The following is a 16,313-nucleotide window of genomic DNA, read 5'->3' on the forward strand; positions in this document are numbered from 1 at the left end:
TTATTTAAGTAAACTTCTTAATTGTTTGACTTATTGAATTGTAACATTTAAAGGAGTTTCTGGTTTCAGTCCCATTATTCCACTTGTTAATAATGTGTCTCCTGCTTTTAGACCATTTAAAATTAGTATTGATTTTTCTGTTCTAGTGTCTGTTTCTACTAGTATTTCTTTGGCTTTTCCTTTTTCTGAAATAAATACTTTTTTACCGTTTTGTATTGGAATTATAGCTTCTGTAGGAATTAGAATAGCATTTTCAATTTCGCTTAATGGTAGTTTTACGTTTGCGTATGTGCCTGGAAAAAGTTTTCCTTCGTTGTTTTCTGCTTTTGCTCGTACTAAAAGAGTTCTGGTATTGATGTCTACACTAGGTTCTATTGCGTAAATAATGGCTTTGAATTTCTGTGTTGACCCTGAAACGGTAAAAGTTATTTCTGTGTTTGTTTTTATTTCAGAGGAGTATTTTTCAGGTATAGAAAATGTAATTTTTAATGGATTTAAATTTACTAGATTGGTAACAACAGTAGTAGGAGTGAGATATGTACCTGGTGATATGTTTCGCAATCCTATTTTTCCAGAAAAAGGAGCTTTAATATTTGTTTTGGCAATTTGAGCTTGAATTAATTGTGTTTGCGATTGTAGGCTTCTATATTCGGCACTAGCAATATCATATTCTTCTTGACTAATGGCCTCTTTTTCTAGTAGAAGTTTAGCTCTTCTTTCATTTTCACGAGCTAAATTTTGTTTTGTAATGGCTTGGGCTAATTGTGCTCTTAATTCACTATCATTTACCTTCAATAGAATTTGTCCTTTGTTTACATTGGTTCCTTCTAAAAATGATATTTTTTCTACAATTCCAGATACTTCGCTTCTTATTTCTACTTGCTCGTTTGCTTCTATTGATCCTGAAACGGAAATAATATTAGAAAATTTTTCTTCTTTAACAATAATTCCTTTAACCTGTGAAAGAGGTTTTTTAGCATTTTCATTTTTTGTTTTATTGTTTGTTGAAGAATTGCTTAGTATTCTATAGCCAATTAGTCCTAAAAATGAGAGAATTAAAAGTGTAAAGAGTATTGTTTTTACTTTCATTATTTTTGTATAAGTTTTCCTTATGACAAATCTAATAGTTCAAAGTATATAAAGCGAATTCGTTACAATTTTTTTAACATTTGTAGATACAAATATGATGATTTTCTATACTACAATGTTTTAGTTGTGGAATATTCCATTTTTATTTAAGTTAAGTGTGAAAAATATTTTTCTATCATTTTTTCATCAAAATATTTCACTTAAATACACAATTAAAAATATCCAACTTGTTGATAGTAAGGTGTAAAATAGAGAGTAAATTAAAGAAAGCGTTAGGTCTCCTTTTGTTTTACTTGATTTTGATAATATAAATTTTAATCCTCGAAAAAATATCCAATAAAGCATCGCTAGAAGTATAAAAACAGAAAACAAAAATATAATTTCTAATACAATTAAAAGAACAAAAATGAATATTGTCATTCCAATCCAAAGTAGTATTGAGATAATTATTCCTCCAATTTCATCTCCAATGGAAATATCGGGTAAGTTAGGTAATATATTAGATTGCGTAATCCAATTTTTTGTTTTAACGTTTTTAAATTTCGGAAAATTGTTAGTTAATCGAATTCCTTTGTAGAGTCCATAAGTCATGAAGAAAAAAAGAATAGTTCCAATTATTGATAATGAAATATATAAATTAGAAGTTACTGTTCGATTATAATTTTTTCCAGTAAGGTAAACAGTTAAAATAGTAATACCAATTACGAATAGTGAAATTATAAAAATAGATTTTCCCTTTAGATATGCTTGTTTGATCTTCAATTTTGTTTTTTTATATAATTAAAAACTAAGAATTATAGATTTTAATTAGTTGTGTAATTTTAAATTTAGTAGAACCATCAAGAATAATTTTTGAAAGAATAATATTTAATCCATTATTTTATTTAGATCCTAAAACTAAGAAAATGAATATATTGATAAAGTTTTTCAATATAATTATGTTTAACTTGTTTGCGTATATAACAAATTATATTCTTTATATTTACAAACGTAATCTATTCTTTTTAAACTCGCAATACGTATTTATATGTACTTGAACCCCTTTTTAAGTTAATGATTTATTGAGTAATTTTTGGTAGTGTAGAAAAGTGATTTGTTTTTGATTAAGTTTTAATGATTAATAATTGTCAGTTTAGTGACTATTTAAATTCTATTTTAAAAATAGAAAAAACTTCAAAATTCTAAACTAAATTTTCTATTTTTTTTCTATATTTGCATGCAATTTAACTACAAATTGCAAGATGAAAGCACACACTACTAAAATTATTGGAGAAGGATTAACTTATGATGATGTTCTTCTAATTCCAAATTACTCTCAAATACTTCCAAGAGAAGTTAGTATTCAATCAAAATTTTCAAGAAATATTACTTTAAATGTTCCTATTGCATCTGCTGCAATGGATACTGTTACTGAAAGTGCTATGGCAATTGCAATGGCTCAAGAAGGAGGAATTGGAGTGTTACATAAAAATATGTCAATTGAACGCCAAGCTGCAGAAGTACGCAAAGTAAAACGTGCTGAATCAGGAATGATCATCGATCCTGTAACATTGCCTTTAACTGCAACAGTAGGTGATGCGAAAAGAGCTATGAAAGAGCATAGTATAGGAGGAATTCCTGTAGTAGATGATAACATGACACTAAAAGGAATTGTTACGAATAGAGATTTACGTTTCGAAAAAATTAATGATAGACCCATTACAGAAGTAATGACTTCAAAGAATTTAGTAACAGCTACAGTAGGTACAACATTACAACAAGCAGAAGAAATACTACAAGATCATAAAATTGAAAAGCTATTAGTAGTTTCAGAAGGAAATAAACTAGCAGGGTTAATCACTTTTAGAGATATTACAAAATTAACGCAGAAGCCTATTGCAAATAAAGATACGTATGGACGTTTAAGAGTAGCAGCAGCTTTAGGAGTAACAGCAGATGCAGTAGAAAGAGCAAGTGCACTGGTAAATGCAGGTGTAGATGCTGTGATTATAGATACAGCACACGGACATACAAAAGGAGTGGTAGATGTATTAAAAGCTGTAAAAACAGCTTTCCCAAATCTTGATGTAATTGTTGGGAACATTGCAACACCTGAAGCGGCACAATATCTAGTAGATAATGGAGCTGATGGAGTAAAGGTAGGAATAGGACCAGGTTCAATTTGTACAACTCGTGTAGTAGCAGGAGTAGGTTTTCCTCAATTTTCCGCTGTTTTAGAGGTTGCAGCCGCTATAAAAGGAAGTGGAGTTCCTGTTATTGCAGATGGAGGAATTCGTTATACAGGAGATATTCCAAAAGCAATGGCAGCTGGAGCTGATTGTGTAATGCTAGGATCTTTATTAGCAGGAACAAAAGAATCGCCAGGAGAAACTATTATTTTTGAAGGAAGAAAATTTAAATCATATAGAGGAATGGGATCTGTTGAAGCGATGAAAGAAGGTTCAAAAGATCGTTATTTTCAAGATGTAGAAGACGATGTTAAAAAACTAGTTCCAGAAGGAATTGTAGGACGTGTTCCATACAAAGGAGAATTAGCAGAAAGTATGTTACAGTTTATTGGTGGACTTCGTGCAGGAATGGGGTATTGTGGTTCAAAAGATATCCCTACACTTCAAGAAACAGGTCGTTTTGTAAGAATTACGGCAAGTGGAATAGGGGAAAGTCATCCGCATAATGTAACCATTACTAAAGAAGCTCCTAATTATTCAAGATAATACTTTTTTAGTTTTTAGATTATAATGCGAAAAGCTATCTATTTAATGTAGATAGCTTTTTTTATTTTTAAATATCGAAATCAATAATTAATATTTCAAGAAATTATTAATTACTACAGTATTAGCTTTGATATCATGCATTAGATTATATAACCCAAAGAAGGTTCTGTTAATGTAAATAAAGTGCTTAGAACCTCTGTTACCATTCATATTTCTAATTTCTGTACTTTTAGAATAACGTTCACCTAATTCAGCAATTTTTCCAAAGAATGTTTCATCTGAAAAGTCAAAAATTTCATTATGAAAAGGTTGAGTAAATAGGCTTAACATTTCATGAAATAAAGTAGAAAAGAAAACTTTTTCTTCTTTTGTGTCTTCTGGTTTTAAAATTTCCAACTCATAGAGTTTTTCTTCAAAAAAAACAGGATTATTAATGTTCTCTTTTTTAGCCAATTCAAAATAAGGTGTATAAAAATCATCAGGTACAGTTTTCATACAACCAAAATCGAGAATAATTAGTTTTCCTTCATCAGATACTAAGAAATTTCCAGGATGCGGATCGGCATGTACTTTTTTAATAACGTGCATTTGATACATATAAAAATCCCAAAGAGCTTGACCTATAGTATTTGCTGTTTCTTGATTGGTATTTATAGCTGTAAATTCAGATAAATGTTTTCCTGACATCCAATCCATGGTAATGATTCGTTCAGATGACCATGCTTCATAATATTCTGGAAAAGATAAATTAGGCAAATGTTTACAAGCTGTTGCTATTTCTTTACTTTGTTTTACTTCGTTTATATAATCGGTTTCTTCAATTAATTTATTTTCTACTTCTTTAAAATATTTATCGGAGTCTTTCCCTTTGATATTAAACATTTTAATAGCTATTGGTTTAACTAATGCTAGATCTGAAGAAATACTATCTGCTACACCTGGATATTGAATTTTTACTGCTAATTTTTTGCCATTTAATTCGGCTTCATGTACCTGACCAATACTAGCTGCATTTATAGAAGTAGCATTAAATGTGTCAAAAATTTCATATGGACTTTTTCCGAAATAATTTTTAAAGGTTTTTATGACTAATGGAGCTGATAATGGTGGAACGAAAAACTGAGCTAATGAAAATTTTTCTACATAAGCTTTGGGTAGAATACTTTTTTCCATACTTAGCATTTGCGCTACTTTTAAAGCACTTCCTTTCATTTGTTTTAAACCATCATAAATATCTTCGGCATTTGAAAGGTTTAGGTTTTCTTTGGCTTCTTCTTCTGTTTTAGTCAGTTTATCACCATAATATTTTAAGTAATTAACACCAACTTTTGCTCCTGTTTGAATTAATTTTGAGGCACGTTGTATTTTTGAAGTAGGAATGCTATCTAATGTTTTCATAACTATACTTTTACTTTTTCGTTCCAAAGAAATTTTCCAAAATCAATGATGTTTTTTAATGGTGTTAAATCCATTAAATCAAAGCTAGCATGCACTGATTTTTCAATAAAAATATCAGTTTTTTGAAAAGAAGGTGAAGTGTCGTCTATCCAAAACTTTAAAGTCATGAGAAATTGAATCCAGGCCATTTCAGAAATGCTTTTTTGTTGGATTTTTTCAATAGATTCTTGTGGAATTTTAATAGGTTCGAGTGCTAGTTCTTCTATAAAATGCTTAAAATGTGAGCGTAAATCACTTAGTTTTTTTAAGTTTTTAAGTTGATTTTTATCTTCATGTAGTAAATAAATAATTAAACTTCTATTTGCTGTTAATTGTTCAAAATAAGTAAAATAGAAGCTTAATACTTTTGTTTTAGCATCATAAATATTGTATTCTTCACTGTCAGATAGTAACTTTATTGTACTTTCAAAAAAAGTAGTAAAAATAGACTGTTCAATTTGTTCTAAACTAGTGAAGAATTGATAAAATTGTGATTCTTCAACTTTGAGGTGTTGACAAAAAAGATAAATAGAACTTGGTCTTTTACCACTTTCTAAAATTATTTTTGAATATTCAGAAATAATACTTTGTTTGTTGAAATTGATTTTTTTAGCCATATCAATTGATTTTATCTCAAAGATACCGCTTTTTATAATCTGTATTATCTTAACATTAGTTAAACAAAATATAAATTAATGAAGTTGAAATACTTTTATAAATTATAGTTATTCTTCTTTATTTTTTATTTGTTGACTATCTCTAGTGTTCTTTTGTACTGTAATAGCACCAAATATGGCCAGAAGAAATGAAAAAGCATAAAACCCTTTTTCACTAGGTAGTAATGTTGCATTCCACAAGCCAATAACTAATAATGCAATTGATAATATTGTAGCAAACCAACAAATACCATAGTATAATTCTGTTACTGGAATATTTTCTAATCGATCTCTTACGCTTTTTTGTAATGATATTACAGCAAACAATCCAAACATTAGAATAGTAAAGTAATAGCCTTTTTCATTTAAAAGCATTTCAGCTCTAAATAACCCGATTAAGTATCCTGCCATTCCTGCTCCTAAAGCAATCCATGATGCTGCAATAAATGCATTTGACGGTTTTTGATTCATATTTTGTTATTTTATTTAGATAAATGTAAGATATTTTTTATTGATTTCTAAAATTTATTAACTCAATTTTAAGAAAGTTGAAAATAAAAATAAAACTTTAAAAATATAAAAGTGTTTTTTTAATCTACTTTTAAAATAGTTAATTTTTCTATCCATCGGATATCAGAATGATAAAAACGAAATAATTTTTTGTCTTTATGATCAAATCTTCCTTTTGAGTTTGTGAAATTTAATTGATATTTAGTGTTAATATCATTTTCTGCATCAGTGTAAAAGTGTATAATATTTTTAATTATTTTCCAAGTACCTTTTCCACAGCTGTTTTCATTAATACTTTGAGGTTGACCAATATTTCTAAAATAATGAAAGGTAAATGTACTATCTGCATTAATTTCTAGTTTGTATTGAAAAATTTCTCCTGTAATAGCTTTAATTTCCTTTTCATAATTGCCTATATAGTTGTTTTTTTGTGCTTTAGATACAATAGAGATTAGCAAAAAGGGTAGTAAGAGTATTATTGTTTTCATATTATTTTTTTAGTATTATTTCATATTTTTTCTTGCTAAAAGTGTCCTCAATATATAATTTAGTATTGGTTTCAGTAATTTTTATTTGGATGTTTTTCGACGTTATTTCTATATTATTTACTGTTTTGTCATTCTCAACTAATGTGGCTTGTTTTAGTATTAATTTTGTTAATGAATTGTTTTTAAGGTTTAGAATTAGGCATTTATTTTTAAAATCAAGAATGGTCTCTATATTATTTACAAGATAATGTAGCTCTTCACTTGCTACACTTATGTATTTATTTGGAATATTTAAAAAAGCGCTTTGATTTGTATTGATTTCAATTTTTGGTTGTAAAACATTATCAACTTGTTCAATAATATTATCATTAAAAAATTTCTTTATGTTTTCAAGTGATTTCTCATCTGATTTATCTTTAAAGAATGTTTTAAATAGAATAGGCATTAAATCTTCATCAAAATGATCATATAGTGCATTTGTTAAATTTTCTATTTTTTCATTCATTGTTAATGACTCATCTTCATTTAAAACCTCATCTAACGATAGTTTTAAATTTGAGTTTACTTGCTTGTTTATTTCGTTAATAACTAATGAATATCTATTATCAAAAGGATCTTTGTATAAATTATATAAAATTTCTCTTACTATATCTGTTTCGGTATAGTTATTTATTTCAGTAGCAAGAGTAAAATATGTATAAGGTGAAAAGGTTTCTTCATTTAAATCAAACTCATGATTATATGAAAGATATTGAAAATAGTAATTGACATAAAATAGATGTTCTTTTACAGGTTGTTTCGTTTTATAATCGAAAAATTCAATTGAAAAAGAATCTGTAAATGGAAGATTGAATTTTAAATTATTTTTTGACTTTATTTCAAACTGGTAACTAGAATGGTGTGAGTTATTACCTCCTGGAATTAAATTATAGATAAGTAAATCTGAACATATTTGTTCAATAAATGCTTTTGATTTTTCCATTTTAGAAGGAAAATTAGTATCTATATCATATAAATTTTTTAGCAGATTTTGTGAGTGACTAATAGTTGTGATAAAAAACAAGTATAGTATATATTTTAATTTCATTATATTCTTCTTTTATAATCAATATTAATCATTTTTTAGTTAATTTCTATAATTAAAAATAATCTATCATGTTTTTTCTACTTTTTATTGTAAGATTACTGCCTTATAAAAATCTAGTAATTCCATCATTTAGTTTATCAAATTCTTTGAGTATTCCAAAAGGTAATAGAAAACAAAAAGATTTCCCAAATTGTCTTGGATAAATGATATTATAATTTCAATTTTACGTGTTTAAAATTATGAATGTACTATAAATGTACTGAAAGGTTGTTGTAATTAAATTTTATAATATGAAGAATGATAAATATTTTAAACATCCAAATCAAACAATTTTTTTAATAATTCGAGATTAGGATTAATACTTTTTAATTTTTCATATTTTTCAATAGGAGTAAAGGCATATTTTGTTTCTGTAGTTTCATTTACAATTACTTCAATAGTAATATCATGATTGTGTAATTTACCTCTTAAATAACCTAAAAGTTCATTGTTACCTGATAAAAATTCTTCTCTAGTGCTTTGGTTTGGTAATTCTAATTTAATAATTGTTCCTTCAAGTTTTGGATCATTCATTTGCATATAAGTTGCCATTAACCTTTTTCCTTGATTAGTTAAACGCTGTGCAAATTTATCCCAAATTAAACGCATATCGGTTTCTGTAAAAGCTTCTGTTGGTAATTCATCACGATGTTTCACATGATTCATTTGTTTAGCTTCTAATTCCTTTTTAGCCCTAATACTTGATAATGAAAGAGCGGAAATAGTGTTTTTAGAACCAATTTCAGTTTTTAAATTCTGAATAATAGGTTCAGGTTTAATTTCTACTGCTGGAAGAATAGTATTAGGTTTGTTCTCAGCAATAGTTTCTTTGTTTTCTGTAGGTTTTACTTCTGTTTTAGGATTATTTTGCTTTACTTCAGTAATAGAATAATCTGCATTTCTAAAATAAGTTGCTGGAATTATAAAGGACTTAACTTTTTTTTTTCTCCATCAAAAGTGATAGAGGCTAATTGCATTAAGCAAAGTTCTACCAAAAGACGCTGATTTTGACTGTTTTTATACTTTAAATCTGTTTCGTTTGCTAATTCAATACCTTTTAATAAAAAATCCTGTGTTGCTTTTTGCGATTGTTCAGCATATAAAGCCTGTGCTTTTTCACCAGCTTCTAAAAGTGATAATGTAGCAGGATTTTTACAAACTAATATATCTCTAAAATGAGAAGCTAAACCAGAAATAAAGTGATGTCCATCAAACCCTTTCGCTAAAATGTCATTGTAAGCAATTAATAAATCTGGAATCTTATTTTCTAAAATTAAATAGGTTATTTTAATATAATATTCAAAATCTAAAACGTTTAAGTTTTCTGTAACAGCTTGTCTTGTAAGGTTATTTCCACAATATGAAACCACTCTGTCAAAGATAGATAAAGCATCTCGCATAGCTCCATCTGCTTTTTGAGCAATAATATGTAATGCGTCATCTTCAAAAGTAACGCCTTGTTCTTTTGCTATTTCAGCTAAATGTTCTTTCGCATCATTAACTGTAATTCTTTTGAAATCAAATATTTGACAACGAGAGAGAATGGTAGGTATAATTTTATGCTTCTCAGTAGTTGCAAGAATAAAAATAGCATGTTTAGGTGGTTCTTCCAATGTTTTAAGAAAAGCATTAAAAGCGGCTTGAGATAGCATGTGCACCTCATCTATAATATAAACTTTGTATTTCCCGGTTTGTGGAGGTATTCTTACTTGATCAATAATACTTCTAATATCATCAACACCATTATTTGAAGCAGCATCTAATTCAAAAACATTAAAAGAAAAATCTTCATTAGGATCATCATAATCTTCTTGATTAATTTTTCGAGCTAAAATACGAGCACAAGTTGTTTTACCAACGCCTCTAGGACCAGTAAAAAGCAAAGCTTGTGCTAAATGATTGTTTTCAATAGCATTCAACAAAGTACTGGTAATCGCTTTTTGTCCTACAACATCTTTGAAAGTTTGTGGACGATATTTACGGGCTGATACAATAAACTGTTCCATACGAAAAATTGAATCACAAATATAGTTGTAAATATTACAATTGGCAAGTGTGAACCTTAAAAAGCATTAGTTTAATGACAATAATGAGAAGCACCATTTTTATCTAGTATAATATTGTTTATTTTTCCAAAACCAATATTAATATATTCCTCTTTTTTAGTAATAATTGAATTTGAAATATTAGCAGAATAGTTATTACTAGAACGAATATTTACTAGTCTAACAATCATTGTTGAAGAATTAATATCATATTTTTTAAAACGACGATGTTTTTCAATTGAAAACTTTTCATCGCAATTAATTAAATCTGTTCCGTTATAAATAGAGAGGTTATAATAGTAATCTAATAAATAATTATTTTGTTTTTGAAAGCTACACAAAATAGTGTGTTTTGTTTTATCAAATGTTCCTTTTTCTAAGCCAAAGTAACTATCAATTTCTTCTTCAGGCAAATTAAAATAGACATTTACAACTGCTTCATTTTTTAGTAAATTATTCTCTTTATAATTCTGAAATACTTTAACTGATATATATAGTAAAGCAATCAAAATAAGTACGAAATAGAAAAATTTCTTCATTTATTTTTTTTATTTCGCTAAAAATACTAAAAAATTACGAATGTTTTTTAATAGATAAATCTATTAAAACCTTACTAGCTTCAGAAATAGAATTAGCAGACGAACCTGTAACAAATACACCTTTCTCTCCAGATTTTGATTTTATTCCATAAACAAAAGCTTCATCATCAGGATTAGAATCTCCTTCATATCTATAAATATGAACAATTTCAAAATCTTTAGGGTTCTCCATTATTTCATTTTCATGGATATTATAATCATAAACAAAGCCTTTTTCTTTCAATAAAGTTAAAGCTTCAGAAACAGACGCATAATGATATATTTTTGACATGGTTTTAAGTTTAAATGTTCATTTCTATAAAGTTACGATTTTTATAAAGCTTTCTATAGAAAGTAATGTTAAAGTAGTCTTTAAAAGTCAGTTTTTAATTTTACAGTAGTGAATATCATTTTTTTTAAGTTATTTGTAAATAAGCTCATATCTGTTGAAGAATTAGGTCCTTCTAGAGATGCTATAAATTGGGCATAGACAGATTTATTCTGATGTAAATAAAAGCACATTTAATAACTTACAATTCGACTTAGGAATTATTTCAGATGCTTATGGATGTTTTTTTACTTCTACAGGATTGATAAACTTAAAATAAGTTAATGAAAACCCTCTATTCTTAAAAAATGAGATTGTATCATTAGAGATTCTATTGCATAAGGAAGGTTTAATACCTATATTTGCCTCGCAGACCGCCTTATCGTCGTCTTGGTAACAAGAAGGAGGAAAGTCCGGACACCAAAGAGTAGCATAATGGGTAACGCCCATCCGCTGAAAAGTGAGGACAAGTGCAACAGAAAGTATGTACAGATAATGCTGTAGTGAAACCAGGTAAACTCTATGCGGTGAAATGTCAAGTATATCAACAATTTTAGTTTAGGCTAAATAAGAATTACTCGTTCGATGTTGAAGGGTAGACAGCTTGAATTTTGCAGTAATGTAAAATCTAGATAAATGATAAGGGTTATGCTCTTGCATAATACAGAATCCGGCTTATAGGTCTGCATTTTTTTATATTAGATCTCCAAAATGTTATTTATTGGTTAAAAAATAAATATTTATTGTTTTAAAAATAAAATTTATTAACTTTAGTAAAAAACAATATTTATGGAAATTAAGGAGTTAAAAATAGAATTAATAAAAAAAATTTTAACAATTGATAGCGTTGAAATAATTGAAAGTATTACTTCTTTTGTTAATGATGAAATTGAGCTTGATTCAGGTTACAACAAAAACTTTATTGACAATGAAGATGAAGAAACTCAAAAAGGAATTGAAACAATTCTAAAAATGGTTAATGAGTTTAAATAAGTCTTTCAAAAAAGAAATAGATTTAAATAAACAGTATTTATTATTACTACTGTTTATTTAAATTATTATTGTGTAATATCATGAAAATTATAAATCATTTTCATTTTCCTCATCGCCTACTTCTTCATCATTTGATTCAAATTCAAAAAAAGAAAATACTGTTCCACCATAATGCTTGGCGAATGAAAAATTACTCAAATGGTTAAGTTTAGTGTGTTTTGAATGTTCAATAATTAACATACCTTCTTCTTCAATTATCCCTTTGTCAAATATTTGAATAGCTATTTTTTCAAAATTATCTTGTGATAAATCATAAGGAGGATCAGCAAAAATAATATCAAAAGACGAATTACAACGATCTAAATATGAAAAGACATCAGATTTTATGGCCGTAATGTCTAATTCTAATTCTGTAGCTGTTTTTTTTATAAAATTTACACAACCAAAATCAGCATCAACAGCAATTACACTTATATTTCCTCTTGAGCCAAATTCATAGCCTATATTCCCTGTTCCTGCAAACAATTCTAATACTTTTAAATCGCTAAAGTTGAAATAGTTATTAATAATATTAAATAGAGCTTCTTTAGCCATATCTGTAGTTGGTCTAACGGGCAATTTTTTTGGAGCAACTATTCTTCTTCCTTTGTGTTTTCCTGAAATGATTCTCATGAATGAAATAATATGAAGTTATTACGAATTTCAATATCTGTTTTACCAATTACATTTATTAATTTTTCTGTATTTAATAAATCACAATGTCTAATAAATTTATATGCGATTTTGAAATAATCACTAGATTTTTCTATGTTTCCTAGTAATTGTGTTGAAATTGTTTCCGGACTCAACTGTAATTGTTCATAGGTAAATAATAAATAATAAATAAAATCTTCAGGAGTTGAATATTCAAAAGAATTAAATAAAAATAATAACTGATTTTTTACAACAATTATTTGAAAACTATCAGGTTGAAAATGAACAAAAACTTGTTTATCATTATTTCCAATTGAAAGATCTAAAATCTTTTTTACTAAGATAGTGTTTACATTTTTGTAATCAAAACTACTAAATTGATCAAGTAAAAAATTATTGATATTTACGTATGGAACATAAACATTATTAATATTATAATTTTCAATACTATCATAATTGAATAAATCTGTTTCAAAAACTTTTACATTATACTGAAGATAACTTCCTATTTGATTCACATCAAAAAGAGCATCAGGAACAAAGGTGTTTAAATTATTATCGTGTAAAACAATAACTTCATCATAAGAATTAATCAAAATGGGATTATCAATAAAAACTTTCCAAAGTTGCTCTTCTATAACTTTATTTTTTTCAAACTCAATATTATTGTGAGTAATGACTTTTTTTGTAATTAAATCGAAAACACAAAAAGAAAGTCCACTCAGAGATACCTGAATGGACAATTTTTTATAATTTTTTTGTGTAATATCGTTAGTCGTTATTACCATATCTTTTTGGCCAGTTTCCAGTTAGTGTAATTTCTACTAAAGAACCTAGTGTTATTTTATCTCCATTAATTTCATTGATATCTTCTACTTTATTTTCTTGAGCTAATAAATCTTCATCTAAACCTTCAAGTAAAGCATTTTTATCGATTGTAGCTTGAAAAACAGGTAATTTAGTCTCATTTCTAATTACAAAACTTGTTTTCATTTCTACAGGAACTTCTATTTCTTTAAATTTAACAAGACCTAAATGTTTGTATCTATCATTATCTTTAAATAAAGAATCTTTTACAGTTACATATCCTAAAGTGTCTTTAATAATGATATCTTTATAGAAACCACCTTTACCAGTAGCATCAGTAATAATACCAAAAGCTTTATTTTTAACTACATCAATAACTGCAGTATCTTTTCTAGTTACAATTGCAAATTTATCAGTTTCAATAAATTTGACAAGCTTATCAAAAGAATCTGCATATTCACCATAAACCGTTTTGTAACCTAACTGCGCTTTTTTGATATCAATCATTTTTTGCACAGCTACTTTATAACGATCATTTTTAGCTTTATCAAATTCAATAGGTTTCATTATTGAATTGTAGATAAGATAACCTAAGAAAAATGTGGCAGCCCATAAAAGTATAGAAACTACAATTCTAGCACCACTAGGTAAAAATTTATCAATAAGTTTAACTAAGCCTACAGCAACAAGGCCAGTTATAATTACATAAAGGATTAATAGTAACATTTATATTAGTTTTTTAGTTAAAATGGTACGCAAATCTACAATTTTTTTTTCTACTCAAAAGAAAATCTTTAAAAAATCATCTGTATATTTGAAAAATTCTACAAGCCAATTTAAAAAAATAATGACTTCTGCACTGTTTTACAAAACGTTACGCGATAATTTTCCATTTGATCCAACTCTTAAACAAGACATTTTTTTTCAAAAAATTGCTGATTTTGTCTTAAAAAAAGAAAATGATGAAATATTTATTTTAAAAGGATATGCTGGAACAGGAAAAACTACAATTATTTCCACTTTAGTTAACTATCTTAAAAATGCAGATAAAAAGTATGTTTTACTTGCACCAACAGGAAGAGCTGCAAAAGTGATAAGTAACTATGCTCAAAAACCAGCATTCACAATACATAAAAGGATTTATTTCCCCAAAAAAAATAGTTCTGGAGCTGTCTCTTTCACTTTACAACAAAATAAGTTTAAAAACACAATTTTTATTGTTGATGAGTCTTCAATGATTTCAGATACTTCTCAAGAATCTAAATTATATGAAAATGGATCTCTTTTGGATGATTTAATATTTTATGTAGATTCTGGAGTTAATTGTAAATTAATATTCATAGGAGATACTGCTCAGTTGCCACCAGTTAATTTGGATGTAAGTCCAGCTCTGAATGGTGATTTATTATCATTACATTTTAATAAAGAAGTGCAACAAATTGAATTAGACGAAGTAATGCGTCAATCTGAATCTTCAGGAATTTTATTTAACGCAACTGAAATGAGAGAGTTATTAAAATCTCATTTTATAGATACATTTAAATTTCAACTACTTTCTTTTAAAGATATTGTTAGATTGCAAGATGGATATGAAATACAAGACGCTATTTATCAATCTTTTGAAGCAAATGGAGAAGAAGAAACAGCTTTTATTGTTCGCTCAAATAAAAGAGCAAATCAATATAATCAGCAAATAAGATCTAAAATTTTAGGTAGAGAAGGAGAGCTTTCCACTGGAGATTTAATGATGGTCGTAAAAAATAATTATTTTTGGCTAAAAGAAAGCTCAGATGCTGGTTTTATTGCGAATGGCGATATTATTGAAATTTTAAAAATTATTAATATTCAAGAATTATATGGATTTAAATTCGCTAATGTAAAAATTAGAATGATTGATTATCCAGATCAACCTGCATTTGAAACGGTTTTACTTTTAGATACTGTGAATAGCGAGTCGCCTTCATTAACTTATGATGAATCTAATAAATTATATCAAGAAGTAATGAAAGATTATGAAGAAGAAAAACAACAGTATAAAAAGTTTTTAAAAGTGAAAAATAATCCTCACTTTAACGCTTTACAAGTGAAGTTTTCTTATGCTATAACTTGTCATAAATCACAAGGTGGACAATGGAATACAGTTTTTATAGAACAACCGTACTTACCAAATGGAGTAGATCAAGATTATCTTCGTTGGTTGTATACAGCTGTAACCAGAGCAAAAGAAAAATTATATTTAATAGGTTTTAAAGATGAATCTTTTGAAAATTAACTGTTTATGATTGAAACAATTGTTAGTATTTGTTTAGGAATTGGTCTTGCTGCTTCAGCAGGATTTAGAGTTTTTGTACCTTTATTTGTATTAAGTATTGCTACACATTATGGGTATGTACCTGTTGGAAATTCTTTTTTATGGATAGGAAGTACAACTGCAATGATATGTTTAGGAATTGCAACGATTGTAGAAATCATTGCTTATTATATTCCGTATATTGACAATTTATTGGATACTATAGCAATTCCGTTAGCTACAATTGCAGGAACAATTGCTATGGCTTCTACAATGATAGATATTGATCCAATGTTAACTTGGGGATTAGCTATTATTGCTGGTGGTGGTTCTGCTGCTGCTATTTCTAGTGCTACAACTGCTACACGAGCTACATCAACTGTAACTACAGGAGGAATAGGAAATTCCGTTGTTTCTACAACAGAAACAGCTACAGCTTCTTTTGTCTCGGTGACAGCTATATTTTTACCAGTATTGGCTTTATTACTTGTTATTTTAATTGTTTTTATTGGAATTAAAGTATTTAGAAAATTTTTTAATAAGAATAAATAATAAAGCT

The 16,313-nt window shown here is 27.4% G+C and carries 19 protein-coding genes and 1 other RNA gene; 6 read left to right on the top strand and 14 right to left on the bottom strand.

All coding sequences use genetic code 11. The features are described from left to right. Positions 1-30: 30 nt before the first annotated feature. Together SY27_RS02965 and SY27_RS02970 are read right to left on the bottom strand one after the other, a co-directional pair. Entirely contained in the window at positions 31-1,089 is a 1,059-nt protein-coding gene (locus tag SY27_RS02965; RefSeq protein WP_045967253.1) for an efflux RND transporter periplasmic adaptor subunit, read from the bottom strand. Between the two features lie 186 nt (positions 1,090-1,275). After that, positions 1,276-1,851 carry a hypothetical protein gene (locus SY27_RS02970; protein WP_045967255.1) on the bottom strand — a complete coding sequence of 192 codons (576 nt, stop codon included), beginning with the start codon at positions 1,849-1,851 and terminating at the stop codon, positions 1,276-1,278. 479 nt (positions 1,852-2,330) lie between these two features. Here SY27_RS02970 and guaB point away from each other — a divergent pair, with 479 nt between their 5' ends. Then, a complete protein-coding gene (guaB, locus tag SY27_RS02975; RefSeq protein WP_045967257.1) occupies positions 2,331-3,803 on the top strand; it encodes an IMP dehydrogenase in 1,473 nt (490 codons plus the stop codon). Positions 3,804-3,890: 87 nt separating this feature from the next. On the opposite strand, the gene SY27_RS02980 is transcribed toward guaB, so the two are convergent. The 5 genes from SY27_RS02980 to SY27_RS03000 form a co-directional block, all read right to left on the bottom strand. Continuing rightward, a complete protein-coding gene (locus SY27_RS02980) occupies positions 3,891-5,201 on the bottom strand; it encodes an AarF/ABC1/UbiB kinase family protein (protein WP_045967259.1) in 1,311 nt (436 codons plus the stop codon). A gap of 2 nt (positions 5,202-5,203) precedes the next feature. Further along, complete coding sequence (locus SY27_RS02985; RefSeq protein WP_045967260.1) at positions 5,204-5,857, bottom strand: TetR family transcriptional regulator C-terminal domain-containing protein; 654 nt, start codon at positions 5,855-5,857, stop codon at positions 5,204-5,206. 108 nt (positions 5,858-5,965) lie between these two features. Then, complete coding sequence (gene yiaA, locus SY27_RS02990) at positions 5,966-6,367, bottom strand: inner membrane protein YiaA (protein ID WP_045967261.1); 402 nt, start codon at positions 6,365-6,367, stop codon at positions 5,966-5,968. A gap of 119 nt (positions 6,368-6,486) precedes the next feature. Next, positions 6,487-6,894 carry a hypothetical protein gene (locus SY27_RS02995; protein ID WP_045967263.1) on the bottom strand — a complete coding sequence of 136 codons (408 nt, stop codon included), beginning with the start codon at positions 6,892-6,894 and terminating at the stop codon, positions 6,487-6,489. Between the two features lies 1 nt (position 6,895). Then, the gene (locus tag SY27_RS03000; RefSeq protein ID WP_152640686.1) at positions 6,896-7,981 is read right to left on the bottom strand and encodes a hypothetical protein; all 1,086 of its coding nucleotides are present in this window, start codon (positions 7,979-7,981) and stop codon (positions 6,896-6,898) included. Between the two features lie 68 nt (positions 7,982-8,049). Between SY27_RS03000 and SY27_RS19175 the strand changes: the two genes are divergently transcribed. Beyond that, the gene (locus SY27_RS19175; RefSeq protein WP_255350295.1) at positions 8,050-8,184 is read left to right on the top strand and encodes a hypothetical protein; all 135 of its coding nucleotides are present in this window, start codon (positions 8,050-8,052) and stop codon (positions 8,182-8,184) included. A 106-nt stretch (positions 8,185-8,290) separates the two neighbouring features. On the opposite strand, the gene SY27_RS03005 is transcribed toward SY27_RS19175, so the two are convergent. From SY27_RS03005 to SY27_RS03020, 4 genes are all read right to left on the bottom strand, one after another. Further along, positions 8,291-8,686, bottom strand: a complete 396-nt coding sequence (locus tag SY27_RS03005; RefSeq protein WP_052705109.1) for a hypothetical protein — start codon at positions 8,684-8,686, stop codon at positions 8,291-8,293. 254 nt (positions 8,687-8,940) lie between these two features. Continuing rightward, positions 8,941-10,026, bottom strand: coding sequence for a DNA polymerase III subunit gamma/tau (dnaX, locus tag SY27_RS03010; RefSeq protein ID WP_045967268.1), 1,086 nt, complete (start codon positions 10,024-10,026; stop codon positions 8,941-8,943). Between the two features lie 71 nt (positions 10,027-10,097). Continuing rightward, the gene (locus SY27_RS03015) at positions 10,098-10,604 is read right to left on the bottom strand and encodes a hypothetical protein (RefSeq protein WP_045967270.1); all 507 of its coding nucleotides are present in this window, start codon (positions 10,602-10,604) and stop codon (positions 10,098-10,100) included. Positions 10,605-10,638: 34 nt separating this feature from the next. Continuing rightward, positions 10,639-10,935, bottom strand: a complete 297-nt coding sequence (locus SY27_RS03020) for a hypothetical protein (protein WP_045967271.1) — start codon at positions 10,933-10,935, stop codon at positions 10,639-10,641. Between the two features lie 402 nt (positions 10,936-11,337). On the opposite strand from SY27_RS03020, the gene rnpB reads away from it, so the two are divergent. After that, an RNA gene (rnpB, locus tag SY27_RS18085) (RNase P RNA component class A) lies at positions 11,338-11,665 on the top strand. 95 nt (positions 11,666-11,760) lie between these two features. Continuing rightward, positions 11,761-11,964, top strand: coding sequence for a hypothetical protein (locus SY27_RS03025; RefSeq protein ID WP_045967272.1), 204 nt, complete (start codon positions 11,761-11,763; stop codon positions 11,962-11,964). An 87-nt stretch (positions 11,965-12,051) separates the two neighbouring features. Here SY27_RS03025 and SY27_RS03030 read toward each other — a convergent pair whose 3' ends face one another. From SY27_RS03030 to SY27_RS03040, 3 genes are read right to left on the bottom strand one after another with little or no spacing between them, the layout of a single operon-like run. Then, positions 12,052-12,636: an RsmD family RNA methyltransferase gene (locus SY27_RS03030; RefSeq protein WP_045967273.1), complete on the bottom strand. Its 585-nt coding sequence runs from the start codon at positions 12,634-12,636 to the stop codon at positions 12,052-12,054. Beyond that, a complete protein-coding gene (locus tag SY27_RS03035) occupies positions 12,633-13,445 on the bottom strand; it encodes a DUF3822 family protein (protein WP_045967274.1) in 813 nt (270 codons plus the stop codon). The genes SY27_RS03030 and SY27_RS03035 overlap by 4 nt, the downstream gene beginning before the upstream one ends. Then, the gene (locus SY27_RS03040; protein ID WP_045967276.1) at positions 13,429-14,190 is read right to left on the bottom strand and encodes a hypothetical protein; all 762 of its coding nucleotides are present in this window, start codon (positions 14,188-14,190) and stop codon (positions 13,429-13,431) included. Before SY27_RS03040 ends, SY27_RS03035 begins: the two co-directional genes overlap by 17 nt. Before the next feature lie 121 nt (positions 14,191-14,311). On the opposite strand from SY27_RS03040, the gene SY27_RS03045 reads away from it, so the two are divergent. Then, on the top strand, positions 14,312-15,736 hold the full coding sequence (locus SY27_RS03045) for an ATP-dependent RecD-like DNA helicase (RefSeq protein WP_045967471.1): 1,425 nt from the start codon (positions 14,312-14,314) through the stop codon (positions 15,734-15,736). Positions 15,737-15,742: 6 nt separating this feature from the next. Beyond that, positions 15,743-16,306, top strand: a complete 564-nt coding sequence (locus SY27_RS03050; protein ID WP_045967278.1) for a DUF4126 domain-containing protein — start codon at positions 15,743-15,745, stop codon at positions 16,304-16,306. Positions 16,307-16,313 lie beyond the last annotated feature (7 nt).

Source organism: Flavobacterium sp. 316 (assembly GCF_000967805.1).
In the GTDB taxonomy this organism is placed as follows: Bacteria; Bacteroidota; Bacteroidia; order Flavobacteriales; family Flavobacteriaceae; genus Flavobacterium; species Flavobacterium sediminilitoris.